General features: G+C 37.3%; 17 protein-coding genes. 8 read left to right on the forward strand and 9 right to left on the reverse strand.

Translation table 11 applies throughout. The annotated features are described in order from the left end of the window. Positions 1-99: 99 nt before the first annotated feature. The 5 genes from AACQ14_RS08050 to AACQ14_RS08070 all read right to left on the reverse strand — a co-directional run bounded on the left by AACQ14_RS08050 (position 100) and on the right by AACQ14_RS08070 (position 6,234). Positions 100-1,188, reverse strand: a complete 1,089-nt coding sequence (locus AACQ14_RS08050) for an ABC transporter ATP-binding protein (protein WP_353514018.1) — start codon at positions 1,186-1,188, stop codon at positions 100-102. A gap of 39 nt (positions 1,189-1,227) precedes the next feature. After that, positions 1,228-2,121 carry a sugar ABC transporter permease gene (locus AACQ14_RS08055; protein WP_202975192.1) on the reverse strand — a complete coding sequence of 298 codons (894 nt, stop codon included), beginning with the start codon at positions 2,119-2,121 and terminating at the stop codon, positions 1,228-1,230. Next, complete coding sequence (locus tag AACQ14_RS08060; RefSeq protein WP_339363064.1) at positions 2,121-4,205, reverse strand: ABC transporter permease subunit; 2,085 nt, start codon at positions 4,203-4,205, stop codon at positions 2,121-2,123. The genes AACQ14_RS08055 and AACQ14_RS08060 overlap by 1 nt, the downstream gene beginning before the upstream one ends. A gap of 17 nt (positions 4,206-4,222) precedes the next feature. Next, complete coding sequence (locus AACQ14_RS08065) at positions 4,223-4,588, reverse strand: hypothetical protein (RefSeq protein WP_339363065.1); 366 nt, start codon at positions 4,586-4,588, stop codon at positions 4,223-4,225. A 287-nt stretch (positions 4,589-4,875) separates the two neighbouring features. Continuing rightward, positions 4,876-6,234 carry a sugar ABC transporter substrate-binding protein gene (locus AACQ14_RS08070; protein WP_339363066.1) on the reverse strand — a complete coding sequence of 453 codons (1,359 nt, stop codon included), beginning with the start codon at positions 6,232-6,234 and terminating at the stop codon, positions 4,876-4,878. A 441-nt stretch (positions 6,235-6,675) separates the two neighbouring features. On the opposite strand from AACQ14_RS08070, the gene AACQ14_RS08075 reads away from it, so the two are divergent. The 3 genes from AACQ14_RS08075 to AACQ14_RS08085 all read left to right on the forward strand — a co-directional run bounded on the left by AACQ14_RS08075 (position 6,676) and on the right by AACQ14_RS08085 (position 9,106). Further along, positions 6,676-7,005, forward strand: a complete 330-nt coding sequence (locus tag AACQ14_RS08075) for a helix-turn-helix domain-containing protein (RefSeq protein ID WP_113673211.1) — start codon at positions 6,676-6,678, stop codon at positions 7,003-7,005. A 25-nt stretch (positions 7,006-7,030) separates the two neighbouring features. After that, the gene (locus AACQ14_RS08080) at positions 7,031-7,555 is read left to right on the forward strand and encodes an ImmA/IrrE family metallo-endopeptidase (RefSeq protein ID WP_339363067.1); all 525 of its coding nucleotides are present in this window, start codon (positions 7,031-7,033) and stop codon (positions 7,553-7,555) included. Positions 7,556-8,023: 468 nt separating this feature from the next. After that, a complete protein-coding gene (locus AACQ14_RS08085; protein ID WP_339363068.1) occupies positions 8,024-9,106 on the forward strand; it encodes an RNA polymerase sigma factor in 1,083 nt (360 codons plus the stop codon). Positions 9,107-9,167: 61 nt separating this feature from the next. Here AACQ14_RS08085 and helD read toward each other — a convergent pair whose 3' ends face one another. The 4 genes from helD to AACQ14_RS08105 all read right to left on the reverse strand — a co-directional run bounded on the left by helD (position 9,168) and on the right by AACQ14_RS08105 (position 12,598). Further along, positions 9,168-11,378 carry an RNA polymerase recycling motor HelD gene (gene helD, locus AACQ14_RS08090; protein WP_339363069.1) on the reverse strand — a complete coding sequence of 737 codons (2,211 nt, stop codon included), beginning with the start codon at positions 11,376-11,378 and terminating at the stop codon, positions 9,168-9,170. 258 nt (positions 11,379-11,636) lie between these two features. Beyond that, the gene (locus AACQ14_RS08095; RefSeq protein ID WP_339363070.1) at positions 11,637-12,104 is read right to left on the reverse strand and encodes a winged helix-turn-helix domain-containing protein; all 468 of its coding nucleotides are present in this window, start codon (positions 12,102-12,104) and stop codon (positions 11,637-11,639) included. Positions 12,105-12,205: 101 nt separating this feature from the next. Beyond that, on the reverse strand, positions 12,206-12,418 hold the full coding sequence (locus AACQ14_RS08100) for a helix-turn-helix domain-containing protein (RefSeq protein WP_339363071.1): 213 nt from the start codon (positions 12,416-12,418) through the stop codon (positions 12,206-12,208). A 42-nt stretch (positions 12,419-12,460) separates the two neighbouring features. Then, positions 12,461-12,598 (reverse strand): hypothetical protein, encoded by a 138-nt coding sequence (locus AACQ14_RS08105; protein WP_339363073.1) that lies wholly within the window; start codon positions 12,596-12,598, stop codon positions 12,461-12,463. 430 nt (positions 12,599-13,028) lie between these two features. On the opposite strand from AACQ14_RS08105, the gene AACQ14_RS08115 reads away from it, so the two are divergent. The 5 genes from AACQ14_RS08115 to AACQ14_RS08135 all read left to right on the forward strand — a co-directional run bounded on the left by AACQ14_RS08115 (position 13,029) and on the right by AACQ14_RS08135 (position 21,382). Beyond that, positions 13,029-13,214 (forward strand): helix-turn-helix domain-containing protein, encoded by a 186-nt coding sequence (locus tag AACQ14_RS08115; protein ID WP_339363154.1) that lies wholly within the window; start codon positions 13,029-13,031, stop codon positions 13,212-13,214. After that, positions 13,211-14,503 (forward strand): sensor histidine kinase, encoded by a 1,293-nt coding sequence (locus AACQ14_RS08120; protein ID WP_339363074.1) that lies wholly within the window; start codon positions 13,211-13,213, stop codon positions 14,501-14,503. The genes AACQ14_RS08115 and AACQ14_RS08120 overlap by 4 nt, the downstream gene beginning before the upstream one ends. Further along, positions 14,500-15,189: a response regulator transcription factor gene (locus AACQ14_RS08125; protein WP_339363075.1), complete on the forward strand. Its 690-nt coding sequence runs from the start codon at positions 14,500-14,502 to the stop codon at positions 15,187-15,189. The genes AACQ14_RS08120 and AACQ14_RS08125 overlap by 4 nt, the downstream gene beginning before the upstream one ends. 134 nt (positions 15,190-15,323) lie before the next feature. Beyond that, positions 15,324-15,629, forward strand: coding sequence for a hypothetical protein (locus tag AACQ14_RS08130; protein ID WP_339363076.1), 306 nt, complete (start codon positions 15,324-15,326; stop codon positions 15,627-15,629). Continuing rightward, the gene (locus AACQ14_RS08135) at positions 15,626-21,382 is read left to right on the forward strand and encodes an S-layer homology domain-containing protein (RefSeq protein ID WP_339363077.1); all 5,757 of its coding nucleotides are present in this window, start codon (positions 15,626-15,628) and stop codon (positions 21,380-21,382) included. Before AACQ14_RS08130 ends, AACQ14_RS08135 begins: the two co-directional genes overlap by 4 nt. Positions 21,383-22,028: the final 646 nt, after the last annotated feature.

Genomic DNA, 22,028 nt, shown 5'->3' on the forward strand with positions numbered 1-22,028 from the left:
CTTAATCAATTTCTTTTAAATTGTTTTTATATTGTTATTTTGACAAAGCCTGATTATTTTCCTATAATAATCTAGTCAATTCAGATATTATTCTCTTTTTTAATTAATTCTGATCTCCGTTTCTGTATCAAAAAAGTGTATTGCAGATAGATCAAAACCAAATGAGTGACGTTCCCCTTCATTGTATACATGATGTCCTGGTGTAGAAATAATGATATCTTTATCAGTCTTAGTTTTGGTATAGAGTATCTTTTCTTTTCCCAGCATTTCAATAACATCAATGGTACATTCAAAAGTATCTTCTAATCCCTTACCACTGGTGAATCTTTCAGGTCTAAGTCCAACAGTCACTGATTTATTTTCATATGGTTTCAGAAATTCTAAGTCATCATTATTTGGTTTTATCTTTATGACTTTATCATCTGAGATAAACATACCATTTGACATTTTACCTTTGATGAGGTTCATGGTTGGTGAACCAATGAATTTTGCTACAAATATATTGTGAGGTTTGTTATAAAACTCCTCTGGTTTTCCTGCCTGCTGTATTTTTCCATCATTCATAAGCACAATCTTGGTAGCCATGGTCATTGCTTCAGTTTGGTCATGGGTTACATAGATGGATGTTGTACCCAAGGTCTTATGTAAACGTACAAGTTCGACTCTCATATGTTCTCTTAATTTTGCATCAAGATTGGATAATGGTTCATCCATTAAAAATACGCTTGGTTTTCTAACCATTGCACGTCCCAATGCAACACGCTGTCTTTGTCCTCCTGATATATCAGATGGCTTGGAATATAGATAATCTTTTATTTGAAGTACTTCAGCAGCTTCCATAACTCTATCATGTATAACTTTTTTCCTCTCTTTTCTCATAGATAATGAAAAAGCCATATTTTCATAGACAGTCATATGAGGATATAATGCGTATGATTGGAATACCATTGCAATATCCCTGTCTTTTGGTGCCACTTTATTGACTCTCAAGCCATCAAATAAAAGGTCTCCTTCAGTAATAGAATTTAATCCTGCAACCATTCTAAGTAGTGTGGTTTTTCCACAGCCAGACGGTCCTAGAATTACACAGAATTCTTTATCTTCTATATCCAGATTAATATTTCTTAACGTAAAATCTTCTCTACCTTCATACTTTTTACCAATGTTTTTAAATTTTACTTTCATAATGCCTCCTGTTTATATGTATAAAATTAATACAATATATAATCAACCTTTTACCGAACCTTTTGATAAACCTGATACTAATTGCTTTTGTAGAAGCGTAAACATAATAACAATAGGTACTGCTGTCAACAACCCTCCAGCTGCAAAAGCTGGTTGATTAAGTGTTCTAAAATCATTAATAAGAGTAAATAAGCCAGCAGCCAATGTATAGGATTCCGGGCTTGTCAACAATACTTTTGGTAATAGATAGTCCATAAAAGGGCCGATGAATGACCATAAGGCTATAATTGCTAACATAGGTCTTGCAATAGGCATTATAATCAATCTATATACTTTCATATTGGAGCACCCATCAATCTTAGCTGCATCGTCCAACTCTGAAGATATTGAATCAAGATAACCTTTTAGTATAAATGTATTTCCTGCAATACCCCCACCAGAGTAAATGAGTATTAACATCATTTGTCTAGAAAATGATGGAATAACTGAGGAAATAATAGAGTGCATAGTAAAATATGCTGTAATCCCTGCAAAAGCAGGAATGGTTTGAATTAACATAATAGTCATTAAAGAGGCTTTTCTCCCTTTGAATCTATACCTTGAGTAAGCGAATCCAGTGAAAGAAACTATAATCAATGTTAGGATTGCACTTGTGATAGCTATAAAAATAGTATTGACTACCCATCTTAGATACAAAGTCTCTTCAAATAAATATTTAAAGTGTTTGATAGAAAAATTAAAATCTCTGTTCAGCATTAGATACTGTCCTTGAGCACCATTGAATGCTGATACAACCATTTGATACAAAGGCCATAAAATGGCTAATGACCAAAAAAGTAATACTATGTAAGAGAAAAATATTCCTATTTTACCCATTAATGTTAAAGGTTGTTTATCCGATAGATATAAATCACTTTTTTTCTTGAACATTCCCATTACAATTTCTCCTCTTTGAAAGCTTTAGAGTTCTTGAAACCAATAAATGCAAATAGCATTAACCCTAAAGATATGACAACTGTTATCGCTGCTCCAATAGATTGATATTGATTTTCTGTTGTTAACTTAAATATATAAGAAATAAGTAAATCCGTTGTTCCAGCTAGATTACCATATTTACTTGGATTAAAAGGTCCACCGCTGTTAAATAAATAAATTATAGAAAAGTTATTGAAATTAAAAGTATACTGTCCTACTAGTAATGGTGCTGTTTGGAAAAGGATTATTGGTAATGTTATACGTTTTAACTTCTGCCAAGCTGTGGCACCATCTATCCTAGCGGCTTCATACAAATCTCCTGGTATAGCTTGTAATACACCTGTAGACAGTAAAAATATATATGAACTGCCTAACCAGGCTTGCATCAAAATAAGTGCAATACGTGATAGATTAGGATCGTTTTTAACTACAATCTGTCTTCCAAAAATAGAAGATATTATCTCCGTTATTGCTCCATTTGGCGAAAACATGATGCTGAAAAACATTATGGTAATAAATGCAGGTACTGCCCAAGGTAATAGATATATTGATCTGAAGATTACCTTACCTTTGATTCTTTCGTTATTGACTAGAATTGCTAAGAAAAATCCAATTAAAATCGCTAACGTAGTCGCAACTGCTGTCCAAACTAGAGTCCAACCTAATATTAACCAGAATGCAGAACCGGCAATTCCTTCTCCCAACGCTATTAACTTATAATTACTTAGACCTATCCAAGCAAATTTTGATTGGTGTTTTGGGTCCATACCTGTAAATGAAAGTAATATAGCAGTTGTTATAGGTACTAAAACAATAAATACAGTGACCAATAGAGCAGGAAGTGATGCTATATATGGAAATCCATCTTCTGAAATACTTGTTCTTGTTTCAAACCAGTTTTTAGGACGAATTCCCTTTATTTTATCTTTTTCCACATGATGTACATCTTTAAAAGATACATACATCAATATAATCCCAATGACTATCATAAATATTGCAATGATACCCTCAATCATAAATATCAGGGATTTATCTATTTTTCTACCTCCCTGTGCAAGAGACACAAGTCCAGCTATTCCATTACCTTGATAATTGCCGAAACCTAATGCATAAGGTATGGCAACAGCATATATAAAAAGACTTATAATAAAAAATAACATTCCCTTTATATACTGCTTATTAAGTAACTGTCCAACACCTGGGAGTAAAAAAGTTAAAAAGCCTTTATACGGAACATTATTTTCCACTTCAGTTGGCATTTTTCGCCTCAAATCTGATATATTGGCATTTAACACCATTCTTTTTCTTTTAGAATTATGGTTAATCTCAAATTTCTTATTCTTAATTAATTCCTTAGCATTCTTAAGAGGAATTTCATAAGATTTTACATTGATATTTTCTTTGTATTGTATTTTCAGTTCTTTAATTCCTTCATTCAATGCTTTTTTTGAAATCTGTCTATGCTTTCTTTTTGTTTTCAATTTTTCTATATTATCTTCTAATATTTTCTTTTGCTCAGTAATATAAGCTTTCAGTTCAGTTTTTGATTTACTTTGCTCACTAGGATTAATATTCTTTTTACTGAGCTTCGCTTTTTTTAACTCCTCTTCATTAACTTCTAGATGCTCTATGACAGATGGTAGTTGATCTATTTCAATAAGAGATTTTTCATATTTATATTTTGCTTCATAACTGATATCAACGTAATCTTTATAAAAATCTTTCCTCTGCTCACTTAAAAATAGATTTATCTTAAGTCTTTTCATTTTATGTGAAAGATTCTTTGGTAAATTGTCTATGTACTTTCTTTCTTTTCCTTTTAGTTCTTTATTAAAATTTTTTTCTTTCTCAATATATTTATCCAATTCTATTACATACGGATGCTGTTTTTTGTTTTGCTTTAATTTGCTGATTTTCTTCAGTAAGCTTTTATCTTTTGTTTCATCATATTCATTATATAGTGCAGCGATTTCTTTTAGATATAGATTCTTTCTTTCATAAGCATTCCCAATATCATCGTACAAAAATTCGTTTACTCTTTTCAAGTTTGATACCACACCTTTCAGGGATTTTCACATTTTTCAATAACCGTCAATAATGATAGAACGGTGAATATCACTATAATATATAATCCAATATACATATATGAAAATACAGCAAGATTTTTCAATCCTACTACTGTATATAAAATGGATCCGATCAATAAAACAGTCCATATGAATACAAATAATTTATTGATTCTTAACTTTATATATGCCAGATACGTATGAATACCTAATCCTATTGGGACAATAATTCTCTGAAAATATATTGAAAGATTAATTGATATATACGTATTGAATAAATCTGCATTCTCTAAATTTGCTATAGTATATTGTTTATTATCTTTTAGCCAGTTGCTAAACATATTTATATCTTTAACTTTCATCATGACCTCTAATGATAATAGGAAAATTATAAATCCTAAGCTTAAAATTATAATATAAAGATGTTTTTTAGGTAATTTTGTATAGCCTTTCAGAGTTTTATCACCTCAATAAAAGCTAATTAAAGAGAGACTAATTATTAACCTCTCTTTAATTATGTATTTTATATAAGTTGAATTAAATAATTGCTATAAAACCAGCAATAATTTAGTTCTATTCACCTTATAATATCAATGAAAATATATTGAACTAATTGAATGAATGTATATGTTTAAGTTCAATATATACACTAGAAGTTAGTCATCATTGCATCAAATGCAGCTTTTACTTCAGCATAAGCATCTTCAACGGTTGCTGGTTTAACTGCTGACCATGATAATATTGCATTTTCCCATGTGGACCATACTGAACCCCATTCTGTGAATAATGGTCTAGCTGGTGCAGTTTTGTAAGATTCTATAACAGCTTTTATTGATTTTTTATCCATATCTGCAAGATCTGATTCTTCATATACTGATTCATCAACATTTTCTAAGATTTTACCTGTAGCTTTGAATAATTCAACTGCGTAATCTCTATTAACAATTTCTTCTATCATAGCTTGAGCAAGTGCCATCTTATCTTTATCTTCTTCAATTCTTGCGTTGATACCAAGTCCCCAACCACTTTTCCAATGTGCTAATGGTTTACCATTAATAGTAACTTGATTGATTGGTAAGATCTGAAGTTCTTCGCCATTACTAGCTTTTTCTGATAATCCTGCTGTTGCCCATGGACCTTCTAAACGGATTGAATTGTTACCACCAGTTGTGAATTCAGCATCCATATATCCGCCTACAGCCTCTTTATCCCATAAATCTGTTCCCGCTTCATTATGCTCTTTCCAGTAGTTGAATAAAACTTTGAATAAATTTTGTTGTTCCTCAGTTAATTCTGTGAATTCTTTTGTCATATCTGAATACAAATTACCTGAATCATCTTTACCTAATAATTCGATTCCAACTGAATTAGTGAAAGCAACTCCAAACCAAGCATCAAATACTTTTACTAGCATATCTCTATATTCAAGTTCACTGAATTCTATAGGTTTAGATAAATCTATTCCTTTAGATTCTGCATTTGCTTTATTACAAAAATTAATTAATGTCTCTATATTCAAAGGAAATGCTAAATAATGACCATCAACATTAAAATTACCACCAAGACCGTTGTCATAATCATCAAAACCACCTACATTAGCTGCCATTGTTTTAGCATCTAACTCTGCTAAAACTTCATTTTGAGATAATCCATAGACTCTATCTGCTGGAAATGCAAATACATCTGCAACATCTTTGTTAGTTACATCTGTTGAATCTAATACATCAAGGTGATCAAAAGAACCTGTTACGTTAAATTCAATATTCGCTCCAGGATTCTTAGTCTTTACTCTCTCCGCTGCTTCCCGATAATAGAACAGCCAATCTTTTTCAACCTGTACAACTATAGATGCTTTTATTCCAGAATTAGAATCTCCTTCTTCTTTTGATACAGCATTTTCACCACTTGTAGTTTCTTCTTTCTTGTCTTTGTTACCGCATCCAGTAAATAATCCAATAATTACAACAAAAGTTAATAGTAATGATAAACACTTAGTCATTTTTCTCATAATATTTTCCTCCTATTTTCATTCTACTTCAACTAACTTCATATAACTAAGAAAAATACTGACGTTATGGTTCATATATCACCGCCTTTATTCTTGATAACCACTAATATAATTAATTTATACAAGATAATTAATTACAAAGTTAGCAGATATATCATTGTATTTAATGAATCATAACACTTAACCGTTTAAGTAAATTGAAATAAAGTAACAGTCGCTTTATATGATTATCTAAGGCAACCGTTTGCACTATATTATTAATATTACTCATTTTTCCTATTTTGTCAATACTTTGTATTAAAATAATTTAATACATTTACTATAATAAAGTTTTTGCAAATTGACATCACTCATAACGTGTATTATAATACTATTAAAGGATAAATTACTAAGAATTTTATTATATGAATGTTTATTCAATTTCATGTCAGGAGGGAAATTATGACATTAGGAGAGAAAATAAAATATCTGAGAAATGAAAGAGGCTTGTATCAGCGTGATTTAGCCAATGCATTGAATATTGCAGTAACAACAATTTCAGGATATGAAAGAGACGACAGAAGACCTAATCCTGAGACATTAAAGCAAATAGCTGATTTTTTTGGTGTTACCATCGATTATCTTGTAGGAGGTAAAGAATCTTCAGTAGATTATCTTGAGGAAGAATTTCCTGAAGGAATAAAAGTATTAAGACGTGCTACAAAAGAATTGACACCAGAAGCCAGAGCAAAAATGGTTAAGTTGATGAAAGCTTTTTTGGAGGACGAGTAATCATTCATAAGGAGGAATCGTTGTAGTGAATGTACCTAAGAAACCTAGATATGAATATGCCAAACAAGTAGGACGAACATTTTTAAAAAACCTTAATATAAAATCTTATCCTATTGATCCTATTAAGATTGTATACCTTATGAAATGGAAATTCGAAATTGATGATTTGTGTGGAGAAGAAGGTTATACCTTCTACAACCCTAAAACAAAAAATTATTGTATAATTATTGATAATGCGCAAGGTATTAAAAAACAGAGGTGTAAGTTTACTATTGCTCACGAGATAGGTCATATAATCATGAATCATTATACCTCATTTGATATTAGCTCATTAACAGATGATGATTTTCGTATATTGGATTTGGAAGCTGATATAGTGGCTGGTGAAATCCTCATGCCTTATATCTCTATCAGGAAAAATCTGAATAGAAATATATTATATCTTGCTAATAAATTTGATGTTTCCTACAGTGCTATGGAAACGAGATTAAAATTTTTAGATTTTTATAATCTATGTTATAAGAATAATTCTGGTATTATATCCAAGTAAAATTCAAATATTATTCAACAATTAATAGTGACTAAACCTGAAATCTTGAAACAGACTATTGACTAAAGTGGCTGTCTCACAATACATTTTATCTAATACAGCATAGCAAGATAAGCTTTCTTTAGGGTATATCGTATTGTGAAACAGAACCTCGCTTAGTCTTTTATTTATAATACTAATACTTATATATTTCTTTTGCTATTTATCTATTATAGAAATAATGTTTTAAATTCTCATCTTTCACAGCATCTTTAATCTATTATCATAAATTTCTCTCTTGAATTTTCATCATGTAATTAATCATCATTTTGCTTAGTTATTAATTTAACTTATATATTTTTTTAGATTGCTTGTAGCTTTTTAACATAGGTAAAGGGTATTAATAGTGAAAGGGGAAATTAATTTATGTAACCTGAATCATTACGTACGGATGATTGCATAGACAATGTAGTAACATTTTATTGAGATATGGTCTATCGTTTGGCATTCTCCCAAATGAGAAATAAAAGTGATGCTGATGATATATTCCAAGAAGTATTTTTACGATATATAAATAAGCATCCACGTTTTGAAAGTGAAGAACATAGAAAAGCATGGCTGATACGAGTGCATAAATTAATATTTCGTAAACCAATAATTATAATAGCTATTCTTACAATTTGCATATTTACAACGTTACCTATATTGGCAGCAAGGATACCTTCTGTTTATGAATTAATGTACCATATTTCTCCCCATGTAGCACAGTTTTTTATGCCAGTTCAAAAATCTTGTGATGACAATGGCATTAAAATGGAAGTTGTAGCTACTTATATCCATGAAGACAAGGCGGAAATTTATATTACAATGCAAGATCTTACAGGAGATAGAATTGATGAAACCACTGATTTGTATGATAGTTATTCAATTCATCGTCCTTTCAATAGTTCAGCCACTTGTCAACTTGTTGGATATGAAGATACTACGAAAACTGCAACGTTCCTTATCTCTATGACTGAATGGGGAAACAAAAATATTACAGGAGACAAAATAACCTTTTCAGTAAGGGAGTTTATTAGTGGTAAACATGTATACGACCATATACCATTAGATATTGACCTTTCAACCATAAGAGTAGCATCTGAAACTAATGAAATAGAAATAATTGGTGGCGGAGGAAACTTTGAAAGATTCTTATCTGATGAAGATACCACAAATGTACTACTTCCCTGTCAACCAATGAATTTCCCTGTTGAGGGTATAGATTTTACAGGTATTGGTTATTTGGATGATATGCTACATATTCAAATAGGTGTTACCAATCCATTAAATAATGATAATCATGGATTTTTTACCCTAAAAGATAAAAACGGTAATGAAATTAAATGCGATTATAATGTTGTATTTACCGATACTTCTGATGATGGCGAGCGTATAGATTATATGGAATATGTATTTAATATTCCACAAGCTGAAATAGAGCAATATTCTCTTTTGGGAGATTTTGATACTAGTGGTCTATTTACAGAAGGGAATTGGCAAGTGACATTTCCTTTAGAATTGAATAAGTAGAGTATAATAGTAATTATAAAATTAAAAAGGGTCTACGCTCAAAGTCGTAAACCCTTCTAGCCTATTTTAACAACTCACTACATTCATTTACATAATATATTCTTAGCTCATGTAATGCCCTTGTCATACATACATATAACAACATCCCATCCAATTTATTCATTTTATAATTATCTTCTCCTCCATCAGGAATAATAACGCAATCAAATTCTAATCCTTTTGCAAGATAGGAGGGTAACAATACAATTTGCTGACTGTACTCTGATTCTCTGTCCTTCAACCATTGAACATTAATTCCTTTATTCGTCATTTGATCATATATTTTTTCACACTGCTGATTATTTTTACATATAATTGCTATAGAATTATACTTATCCATAAGTTTATTTAATTCTGTGGCAATACAATCTACTATATTTTCATAACTATCTTTTTTAATTTTTTGTACTTGTGCCCCATGCCTGAGTACTGGATGTGCTAATATAATATTCTCATCTTCTACTTTTCCAATTACTTCATTAGCTGCATTCATAATCTCTACTGTAGTACGATAACTCTGCTGTAGATACTTTATTTGACATCGGTCCTTGAAAGCTTGTTGTTTAACATCTTTCCAATCGCTAGTACCTCTATGATAGTTAATACCTTGAGCAATATCTCCAAGTATAGTGAACGTAGCTTCTTTCATTATATCGCTTAATATATAATATTGGAAAGTTCCAAAATCTTGTCCTTCATCTATTACAATATGCTTAGTGTTTGATATATTCTTAGCACCTATTAATTTATGTTGTAAATACATGAGAGCTGGTAGGTCTTCTATTTCAACCATTTTATTTATTCGAATATTTTTGGACATTTCTTTAAAGTAATCCATTAAATATTCTTTTTCACTAATGAGCTTTTTAATAAATTTATCTTTTATCAAAAACTTCTCATAATATTTGAGTATTGATTGTTTAGGCTCTTTCAGGTAAGTATTCATGAGTTTTATGAAATTCTTTTTCATGTTTTTTATGCGACTCTGTTGCTCCAGATGAATTTTTTTAATCTCTTCATTGTGATTGGTTATGTTTTTTTCATCTTTTTCAAGATTAATTTGTCTCTGGTTTATAGTTGCATATATATTGTCTTCTATATCACTTTTACTATTTTCAAATCGTGCAGTTATTAATTTCTTAACTAATTTTATACTTTTCAGTACAGAATATCTTTTATAATTCTTATAAAATATTCCAGATAATTCACTTGCTTCTATTATTAGAACACCTTCAAATATCAAATCCTCTTTAGGAAGTATTTCGTTAATTACTTCATCAACGAATTTTTCAAGTATATCTTTATATTTCAAGTCAGTTTTTATACTAGATATAGCCCTTAAGGATACCACCAAATTTTTATCATTTTCATTTTCAATAATCTTCTTTAATTTATCATCATCTTCACTTATAGAAAAGTGTTCTGATACAATATTTTTTGTTAGGTCCTCCATAGTCGTTTGTTCTACATCTTCAACACCTAATTCTGGTAACATATCCTCTATATACTGTAAAAACAGCTTATTGGGTGCAATAATCATGAATTCATCCGGTTTATATCTATGCTGATACGTATAGATTAAATATGCAATTCGATGTAATGCAATGGTTGTCTTTCCACTTCCAGCAACACCTTGTATAATTAGCGACTTCGTCAAATCTGCTCGAATGATTTCATTTTGTTCTGATTGAATTGTCGAAACGATATCTTTTAACTTTGTATCCTTTTTATCTTCTAATGCTTCTAAAAGCATTTCATCTAATGCCGACACATCAATATCTGTTATTTTCTCCAGATGTCCATTTTCAATCTTATAGTTTCTTTTTAACAATAACTCCCCACCAATATTACCTACTGGACAATTATATTTCACACTTCCAATATTCCCATCATAATACAGGGTAGAAATTGGCGCTCTCCAATCCGTAATAAACATGACTCCATCTTCATCACTATCAGTATCCATTAAGGATGCTTTACCTATATAAATATTTTCTAGCTTATCTTGATTACTTTCTCTGAAATCAATTCTTCCAAAATAGGGATTATGAGCTGACATTTCTAGCTTTTTCATCCTCTGGTTATCCAGATATACTATCTCTGCAATAACATCCTCATTTAATACAGTATATGTTTTATTACTTAACAATACTATTTCCTCTTCAATCATTTGTTTGATATATTCTAATCTTTCCTTTTCTTCCATATAATCCTTATGCATTTTAGCTTCCATGACTTTTTACCTCCATATCTATTAATTTGAATGTATCTCTTATTCTATAGAAAAACAAAAAAAATACTAGACTTATAGTTTGATTTGTGTTATAGTATTGAATACAAGTTTACCTAATTTTCGGGTTGATATTATTTATAAATTTAAATATATATTCTTACTTTGTGACCTTAAATTTTATTATCTAAGTATAAAAAACCACAACAATTTATTCGCTAAATTGTCGTGGTTTTATTAGTTGAAGCAATTCTCTAACCCCTACACCTCAATGATGACCCCAATAATAGTTATTTTTGTCTTATAGGCTCTGTCGAGTAAATCTTGTGGTGACTCGTCACTACCTATATCAGAAATATCTTCATCAAGAAGGGTATTGTCCGAAGTACTGTTTAAGAAATCTTGAAAACCTTCAAACTTCTTAAGATAATTCTGATCTACAACCTCTGGATTTTCTGTTAGAACTTTATGTCCAAGTTCAGTAATTCTAAAACTAGCTCTTGCAGGTGATTCAATCACTCTAGCCTTTTTTAGATAAGTTAGTGCCCAGCCTATTCTGTTTTTATAAACCAATTGTTTACCACTTGGTAGCCACTCTTCAAGTTCTTCCTCAGTTAATTGAAACTGCATTGCTAAAACCTTATACATATCCACACGCTTATGTACTTGATTATCTTTCAATAGTTCCAATACGGGTTTCATAAATTCATGATATTTTGGTATTGCCACAGAACTCTCTCCTCCTAATCTTTTTTTAAAAACGATTTCAACAGATTTATTTACTTATAGTCGTCTTATTCATTGACCCACTGAAGTTAATATGTTTCAGTTTAGTAATCCAGTAACCGCTTAATCAACACCTCTTTTAGTCCTTTTTCCTTGCAGAAGTCATATAGAGCATTCTTAGCAAGCATGTTGGGACTGTTCTTGCCATTTTCCAACCGGTTACCCGTGACAAAGCTAACGTGAAGCTCTCTAGCCAGTTGTTCCTGACTCATATTCAGTTTGGTTCTAATCTCTTTTACTGTTTGGGGAAAATCCATTCCATACACCTCCAGTACAACAGTAATGACATTTGAACATCTTTATCGTTGCATCATTTCTTGACTCAGTGTTCTTGCCGATCCTATTTGATTTTCAAACATCAAGTCCCACACATCAAGACATTTCGCAGATATTTCTTTGTGTTCATATTGTTGACTACCGACTACTAGATACCTCATCATATAAACCTATTATCAATTTTGAAACTGAATCATCAATTCTCCATGTTCTTTCTTCTGAACTAATATTCCCTGTAATTAAACTCTGACTCATCGCGAATGTGATGTTTTTAAAGGCTATTAGTGATCGAGATTCTTCTTCAAGGAGGTGTAAGGTCTACCAGTTGAGCAAGGTGTTCTTGCGTCCATCCTTTTGCTTCACGAGCTTTTTTTATTGCCATACCTAAGGCTTAAAATTAAGTTTTCTTTCGTCTTGGTACATTTTAATATCACCCCATATCATTTTACATTTCGGGTGAGCAAATGAGAACGAAATACAATTTAATATTAGGTAGTGTAGAATTTCGTGCTACATTGAGACTGGATTGCTATTATTCGCCAATCCGTATATAATTGATGTATATTGTTTTGGCGAAAGGAAGTTGATTATATGGATTACATATCAGTAAAAGCTGCCGCTGATAAATGGGGAATATCAGAAAGGCGGATACAAAAATTATGCAAGGAAAATCGCATTGAGGGAATTGAAAAGTTTGGTCGTGTATGGATGATACCCAAGGATGCTGAAAAGCCCGCCGACTCACGCAGAAAAAGTTGTGAAGGAGGCCGTACATGAAAAACCAAATCATCAAGTTCTTACATACCTATTTTGACCACACCCTTGATTTGCGTGTCCGTATTTTTAATGTGCTGGCACTGGCGGGCTGTGTTATAAGCTTGGTTGAAGGGCTGGTCAATTTGTTCTCCGGTGCAGGTGCGATGGAAACGCTGTCTGTCCTCGCTACTGCCGTTCTCTCCGCCGGTCTTATGGTTTATGCCCAGCAGACACAAAAATACAAGCGGTGCTATCTTGTCACCATTCTGTTCATTTTCATTGGACTGTTTGGATATCTCTTTTTCCAAATGGGCGGCTATCACGGCGGCGCTCCTTTGTTGTTCGTCTTTTCGGTGGTGTTTACCGTGTTTATGCTGGAGGGACGCACCGCACTTCTTGTGACGGTGCTGGAACTGGCTCTTTATAGTGCAATGTATGTCTGTGCCTACCTATGGCCGGATAGTATTGTTACACTTGCCACGGAGCACGCATATTTTGTGAACCACATAACGGATTTTTTGATGGTCAGTATGGCTCTTGGTGCAACCATGTATGCCCAAGTTCGCCTCTACCGGGCTCAGCAGCGGCGGGTGGATGAGCAGAACGCCGTACTCTCTCAGGTCAATCAGGCAAAGACGCAGTTTTTGGCGAACACCTCCCACGAGATGCGAACACCCTTGACCATTATTTCTGTCAATATTCAAACGGTGATGGGACTGCTCAAGCGAATGGACGGCGTGACCGAGGATGGCGAGGCGCAGGAATTTTTGCAGGATGCACAGGCAGAGATAATGCGCCTTTCCCGCATGGTGGAGGGAATGCTATCCCTCAATGCCATTGCCGACAGTACAGAAAAGGACAAAGCGGATTTTTCCTCATTGCTGGGTAACACGGCAGAAATGATACGACTGCTGCTTGCCAAGCAGGGCAATACGCTTACTGCGGAATTCTCCGACGGGCTGACGGTTTACGGCAATGCCGATTTACTGTCGCAGGTTGTCATTAATCTGCTGCAAAACGCCAATGCCCATACCGCAAACGGCATCATCAAACTGCAAGCCGTCCACAGCGGCGGCGAGATTGCCGTTACGGTCAGCGACAACGGCTCCGGCATTTCGTCCCAGCTCCTGCCCCATGTGTTTGAGCGTGGGGTGAGCGAGGGCGGCACTGGTTTTGGTCTGTTTCTCTGCAAGACGGTGGTGGAATCCCACGGGGGCAGAATACAAATTGAAAGCGAGAAAAGTTGCGGCACAACCGTTACCTTTACCCTGCCCATCTATCAGGGACAATTCGGAGGTGAGGATGCATGATAGAAAAGAAAAATATAGACAAGTGGATACTGCTTGTGGAGGACAACGAGAAAATTATGCAGGGCAACAAGCGGATGCTGGAATGGGAGGGCTACACCATTGATACCGCTGTGACCTTGGCTGAGGCATATACAAAACTGAGAGAAAATCGCCCGGATTGTATTGTGCTTGACATTATGCTGCCCGACGGCAGTGGTCTTGACTTTATGCGAGCGCTTCGGGAAAGCACCAACGCAGGGATACCGGTTCTGCTGCTCACCGGGCTGAATGCACAGGAGGATATTCTGCGAGGACTGAAAATCGGTGGCGATGATTACCTCACCAAGCCCTATGACTTCCCCATTCTATTGGCACGGGTGGAGGCACTGCTTCGCCGGGCAGAGCGTGTACCAGAGCGCATCACAAAAGGACGCTTAACGCTGGATGTGCCTTCTGGCATTGCCCTTTTGGATGAAACCGATCTGCTGCTGGCAAAAAAAGAATTTGCCCTGCTGCTGATTTTTGTGCAGAACCCGGAGCGCATGATTGACGGTGAATATCTCTATGAAAAGGTATGGAATCAAACTATGAGCGGGGATGCCAACGCCCTCAAAAGTACTATCAAGCGCCTGCGCAGCAAAATCGTGGGCAGCGGATGGCAGATTGAGTGGTCACGAGGCGAGGGCTACTGCTTTGAAAAAGAATAAGAATTCGCTCGTGATAAAAACTTTCCGATGGCGAGAGTGTCATTTTTGACACTCTCGCCACTTTTGCATTTCTGCTCCCATATAATGGTTTTGTAAAGGGAATCACAAAATAATTCGTTAGGAGGCGATAGAATATGACATGGAAACCGACAGAGGCAGAACTGCCTACCATTGCCAAGGTGGATTCGCTGGATGGGGATTGTTTCGACATTTTACTTTCCAACGGCCACAGCATTTTTTTAGAGCTGGGTGACAGGACAGGAGAACCCGCCTTTCAAAAGCTCATTAAACAGCGTCTGTTTGACCGCCCACAGACAGACGGAAAAAGGCTTTATTGGGTGGATGGGCCATCGTTCACTGTGGCGGAAATTTTGACCATGCTGGCGAAGGGCAAAGAGAAACAAGAAACACAAAATTTGAAGGGAGATGAAACGATATGAAGAAAACACGAGCAAGATTTTTAAGCCTGCTGCTGACGGTTTGCATGGTGGTGACCATGTTGCCTACTGTGGCGTTTGCCACGGAGGATACACAAGCACCCACCGTGTCGGGCTTTACCGTCGAACGTGTCAATGAAGACACGATAATCTTTAAGTTCACACCCAGCACAACGGGAAAGTGGTATTATGAAATAACCGACGCTACTACGCCGCAACCAGAAAATCCTCTAATTCCTACGGTGATTTCATCCGCTGGTGTGGAACACATACAACAGGTAAACTTATCCCCCGATGATGCGAATCTCTATCTGCAAATTGAGGACGAAAGCGGCAACAAGAGTCAAATCTATTCGCTAGATATTCCGGCATATGCACCAACGAGCCATGCCATCACCGTCACAGACGGTACAGCAAGCCCCTCCACAGCGGTGAAAGATGCAATCGTCACCCTTACCGCCGATGCCGCCCCAAGTGGCAAACAATTCAAGGAATGGACGATTGCACCGTCAAATGTCACCTTTGTGTACAGCACAAGCGCAACCAGCGCCACTGCAAAGTTTACCATGCCTGATGAGGCGGTAACGGCAACGGCGGTGTTTGAGGATATTCCTGACACCACCATCCCAACCGTATCGGACTTTTCCGCCACACGTATCAGCGCAGATGAAGTTGAGCTTAAATTCACACCTAACACAATTGGGAAGTATGACTTCTCCATTAGTCTTGCCAGTACGAATACGCCGCCACAGTTAGATCCATATATACCAATTTTCCAAGCCAACTTAGAACACTCTGCAATAAGAAGGCGTGCTGGAACTGCGGCAACAGACCTACTGAAAATTCATCTTCAAATTGAGGACGAAAGCAGCAACAAGAGTCAAGTATATTCACTGGATATCCCTGCGTACACACCGCCCACCACCTACACCATCAGCGGCACGGTAACAGACGGCGATACCTCTGCTCCAATCGAGGGTGCTTCAGTACAGCTCAAAGACAGCAGTAACAATACTATAGGCAATGCGGTCACCACCGACAATAGCGGTAACTACACCATTTCGGATGTGGCACCGGAGAGATACACCATTGATGTCAGCAAGGATGGCTACACCCCGGGCACCATCTCCGCATTTGAGGTATCCGGTGCCGATGTAACAAACAAGAATATTAGACTGAACGCCATCAACACCGCAGGCCTTATTCTAAAGCTTGACGACATCTCGCTTGATGCCGACAGCACCACAGAGGTCAGTGGCACAGGCTATTCCTATATTTATGATGCCGCCACCGATATGGGAACGCTGACACTAACCAATTATAGCAACGGAGCTATCGGCACAACAACTAATAGTAGCGGTGTTGTGATTCAGTCTGCCCTTTTTAGCAATTTCCCTCTTACCCTTGTCTTAAGTGGAGAGAATCGTCTGGATGGATTCGACGCCACCGATGCCTATAGCGTAGGCATCTACATGGATGCACCCTTGACCATCAAAGGGGGCGGTGAACTCTATGCCGTAGGCGGCGATGCCACAGGTAGCAATGCCACAGGCGTATACAATGTAAGTATAGGTATTGGTGTGGATGGGTCACTTACCATTGAAAGTGGCACAATCGTTGCAACAAACGGCAATGCACTCACCTCCCTTGGCACAATAAAAGCAAATGAGATCCTTGTCACAGGGGGCAGTGTCACTGCGGGTGGTGTTGGTGGTATTGTCGGTATCGCCTGCTCTGACCTGACGGTAAGTGGCAGTGGCAGTGTCACATCATCTGTCACTGCAGGAAACGGTATTTTTGCCAGCGATACCCTCACTGTCAGTGACAGCGGCAGTGTTATGGGAACGGCAGGTAGCGGCAATAGTCTTAGCGCAGGCATTTCTGCAGGGACAATCACGCTCAATGATAATGCTACTGTCACCGGCACAGGGGGAACTGCGACTAATAATAATAGTAGAAGCTTCGGTATCCGTGCAACCCAAGGCAGTATCACCGTAAACGGTGGCAGGCTCACCGGTATCGGTGGCGAAGCCACAGGTACATATGGTGACAGCTATGGTTTGTATATGGAGGGTTTAGGAGTCACTCCCACCATCAGTGGCACAGGTAAAATTATCGGCATTGCAGGAGCGGGCACAGACATTTCCGCAGGGCTATTTGCAAGGTCTGTTAGCCTTGGCAACGTGCTATACGTAAGCCCAAACCGTGACGGCTCAGGGTTAACTGAAGTGGCACTCGACAAAAAGATGAGCGATTACCCTTACGCCGTCAACTATATCCCCGAGGCTGCCGATAGCGCCTTTTATCGGGATGGAATAAGGCTGAGCGCAAACAGCGATTCTATCAAGATACCCACCGAAAATTCAAGCACCATACGCTATCAATTTAAAAACCTTGATCAATTTGATATGCCAATGGATACTGCTGTCACATGGGGTCAAGGTGGCACAATGCCAAATGGTGTATCGGCGGGTGTAGCCAATACAAGCGGAATTCCTATCACTGTGGCAACAGGAGCCACAACAGGTAGCTTTGGCTTAATCGCCACAACAGGACAAGGAGCAGATGAAACCCGTGCTACCCTAACGGTCAATATTGTGGATAAGGTCGATGTGTCAAGCGATATCACCTTTGCAAACGGCACTGCTACCTACACAGGCAATGCACTGTCTCACGAAACGGCCACATTTAACGGTACAGCGGACGGCACAGGCACCTTTACCTACACCTACACTGTTCCCATAGGCTCCACAGGAGATTTGGATGCAAACGGTAAGCCATTAGGTGCAGGAGATTATGAAGTTACTGTGGTCTATGAGGACGATAGCCAAAGGGGAGAAAAAACAGTTACCTTTACTGTAAATAAGACAACTCCTGTCATTACAGGGGTAAGCGTGGTGAATCCCCCCATCTATACCACCTCGGTTGTGATTTTGAGCCATACTGACACTAATAATGGTCTATTGGCATTTGACAATGGGCAAGTCCTCACCGAGGGAACAAGTGACTATAACTGGACATTTACTCCCACGGATACAGATAATTACAACAACGCAACAGGAACAGTGTCTATCACCGTGGTAGAGGATACCATTACAAGCCTTGCAGTGACTACACCACCTACAAAAACCACCTACAAGCACGGTGATACCCTTGATAAGACAGGGCTTGTGCTGACCGCAACCCACACAAGCAGTGCAACGACTGCACTAAGTCACAATGACATTACCGTGACCTATCAAAACGGAACTGCGTTTAGGGCGGGCGATACCTATGTCACCTTGGGCTATAGCGGTATGACTGCTACGCAAGCGGTGACGGTGAGCAAGGTCAATTACACCGGAATTAAAACCGCTACAGGCACCATGCTTGCCGCAGGGCAGACAGGGGCAACAGTGGCACTTCCCCCACTGCCCGAGGGTGCAAGTTATGGCATACCGACAGACGGTAGTGGCACGATTACTATAACCGACATGACTGTTAGTGGCACAACACTCACCTACACCGCACCTGCAAGCACCGCAGGGCAAACAGGAGTTGTGAACATCCCTGTCACAGGTGCAAGCTACTACAACGATTACGAGGTTACAGTGACAGTGACCTCCACCGACAAGCAGCCACAGAATATTTCCTATGCTGACGAAAGTATCAACAAAACCTACGGCGATATAGCATTTACCAATGTCCTAACCGAAACCACAGTAGTCGGTGCAATCACCTATGCAAGTAATAATACAGCAGTCGCAACTGTGGATGCAAACGGTGAAGTAACTGTTGTAGGTGCAGGTACAGCCATCATTACAGCAACCACCGCCGAAACAGCCACACACGCACAGGATACGGCAGCCTTTAATGTAATTGTGGCGAAAAAGGCAGTGACAGTAAAGCCTGAGAATTTCACCATTGAATCCAACGGAAATATGCCGTTCTTTACATGGGAAATAGTAGGTTTGGTAGGAAACGATACCCTAACACCAACCAATCCGGAGGCTATTGATATGCAGCCACAGGAAAACGGCGCACCGCTAACCACGGTCAAGGTAGGCACCTTTGATATCGTCTTTACCACAGAGCCAATCTTTGGAGCTACAGTAACGAAAAATTATAACATCACCATCGGAACAGGCACATTGACAGTCAATGAAAAGTTTTACACTGTAAATGTAACAAACGGTACAGGCGATGGAGATTATGCCGAGAGCGAAGAAGTTATTGTCACAGCCAACGACAGAATCGGATACACCTTCACGGGTTGGAGTGGGCTTGACGGTTTAACCTTAATAGAGGGCATCGCTACAAGCAAAACGGTGAAATTCACCATGCCTGAAAGCGATGTGACGGTAACAGCAGAATACAGAAGAAACAGCTCCAGCGGCGGTGGCGGTTCTTCTGGTGGAAGCTACACCCCACCACCAAAGACCGAGATTACAGGCAGTGTAAACACTGCTACAGGCACAGTAACCTTTAAAGCTACAGAGCAAAATATTGGCGATTTGATTGTTGATAACAGAGGCTTAACATTAAAATCAAGCCTACTGGATATTCACTTAGATGTGGAAAGTCTAAAGGTTATCGACAAGCAAACAAGTGGAAATATCAATATTTCTGCTGCGAAACCCTCTAACTTATCACAGGCAAACAGAGCGTTAATCGGCAACAGACCTGTTTTTAACCTCACCATAAGTGGCAACAAAACTGTAACAGACTTTGGTGACGGCTATGTAACTGTATATATCCCATACAGGCTACAAGCAGGCGAGCAAGCTGAAAACCTTGTAATTTACTACATTAATCAAAATGGCAAGGCAATCGTAGTTGAAAACTCCTCTTACGATGCTAAAACTGGAAGAATGATGTTTAAAACAAACCATTTCTCTGTCTTTGGCATCGGCTACAAAAACCCTGTGAAGTTTACCGATGTAACAAACCATTGGGCAAAAGAAGATATATACTTTGTGGTGAATCGTGGCTTATTCAGTGGCACAAGCAATACCACCTTCTCCCCAAGCACAGCTATGACAAGAGGAATGTTTGTCACAGCACTTGGCAGACTGGCAGAAGTTAACACAGCAAGCTACAAAACAAATAAATTTGCCGATGTGAAGTCTACTGATTACTTTGCACCTTACGTTGCTTGGGCAAAAACCGCGGGCATTGTAAATGGCACAAGCGCCACCACTTTTTCACCAAACAGTAATATAACCCGTGAGCAAATGGCGGTTATCCTTTATAACTACGCAAAGGAAATCGGATTTGACCTTCCAAATGTCCATAAGGAAATTACCTTTGAAGATGATGCAAGTCTCAGCATTGGGGCAAGAGTTGCTGTAACTGAAATGCAGACAGCAGGAATCCTTGCAGGAAAATCAGATAATAAGTTTGACCCACAAGGCATTGCCACAAGAGCTGAGGTATCTGTGATGCTAAAGCGATTTGTAGAGATTGCAATTTCTGAAAGCATGGCAAAGGGTTTTATAAAAAACGACAGTGGTGAGTGGATGTACTACCAAAATGGAACACCTGTAAAAAATCAGACTAAGAACATCGGTGGCAAAAGCTATAAGTTTGATAAAAATGGTGTAACCCTTGATTATCCAAAGAAAAAAGAGTATGGCACTTATACTGTAAAAGCCGGTGATAGCTTCTGGAAAATTGCCAATGAACACAATATCAGTATGTATACACTTGCAGAGATTAATGGCAAGACCATTTTTAGTATGATACATCCTGGGGATGCGCTCAAAATTCCTAAGTAATACAAGAGCGATAATACAATCTTCGGTGAAATACCGAAAAGACGGTTACCGATTAGAGGTAGCCGTCTTTTTTGGGGAGGATTTACATGAGAATAATATATCCTAAAAGTTGTACGTTGTGAAACTGTAGAGCGGAATAAAGACCTTGCTTTACTGATATTTTGCCATGCTTTTTTAAAACTAAATAGGCATCACTATGCCCGATTGAGATTCTTAAAATTTCAATCGGGCATTTTTGCGTTTAAAAGTATGATTCCTCGATGCCGTTCCCCTCCCACCGTCCTTTCAAATTCAGCTTTTAACCAAAATTTGAAAGGATCCCCCTGTATCATCATTCACATGAATAATAATATCCGGCGAAAGCTCGTAAGGAGATGAAACGTTTTTTATTTTCCAGTCATTTTTAGCTATATCCAGCTATTTTGCAAATTCTACTCCTGAAACGTATGTGTTTCCATATTCAGACACTGCAATATTTACCTGTTCCTGTTCGCTTATTCAAGAAAGCATATTATCCAGATTAAGAAAGGATAAATCCGGTTCCTGGCCTACATATTTAAAAAGTAATACCATCCCAATACAAACAAAAATAATAATGGAAACAAATCCAACCCAAAACCTAAATCCTCTTAAATTCATCTCTTCT

This window comes from Vallitalea maricola, assembly GCF_036985595.1.
Taxonomy (GTDB): Bacteria; Bacillota; Clostridia; order Lachnospirales; family Vallitaleaceae; genus Vallitalea; species Vallitalea maricola.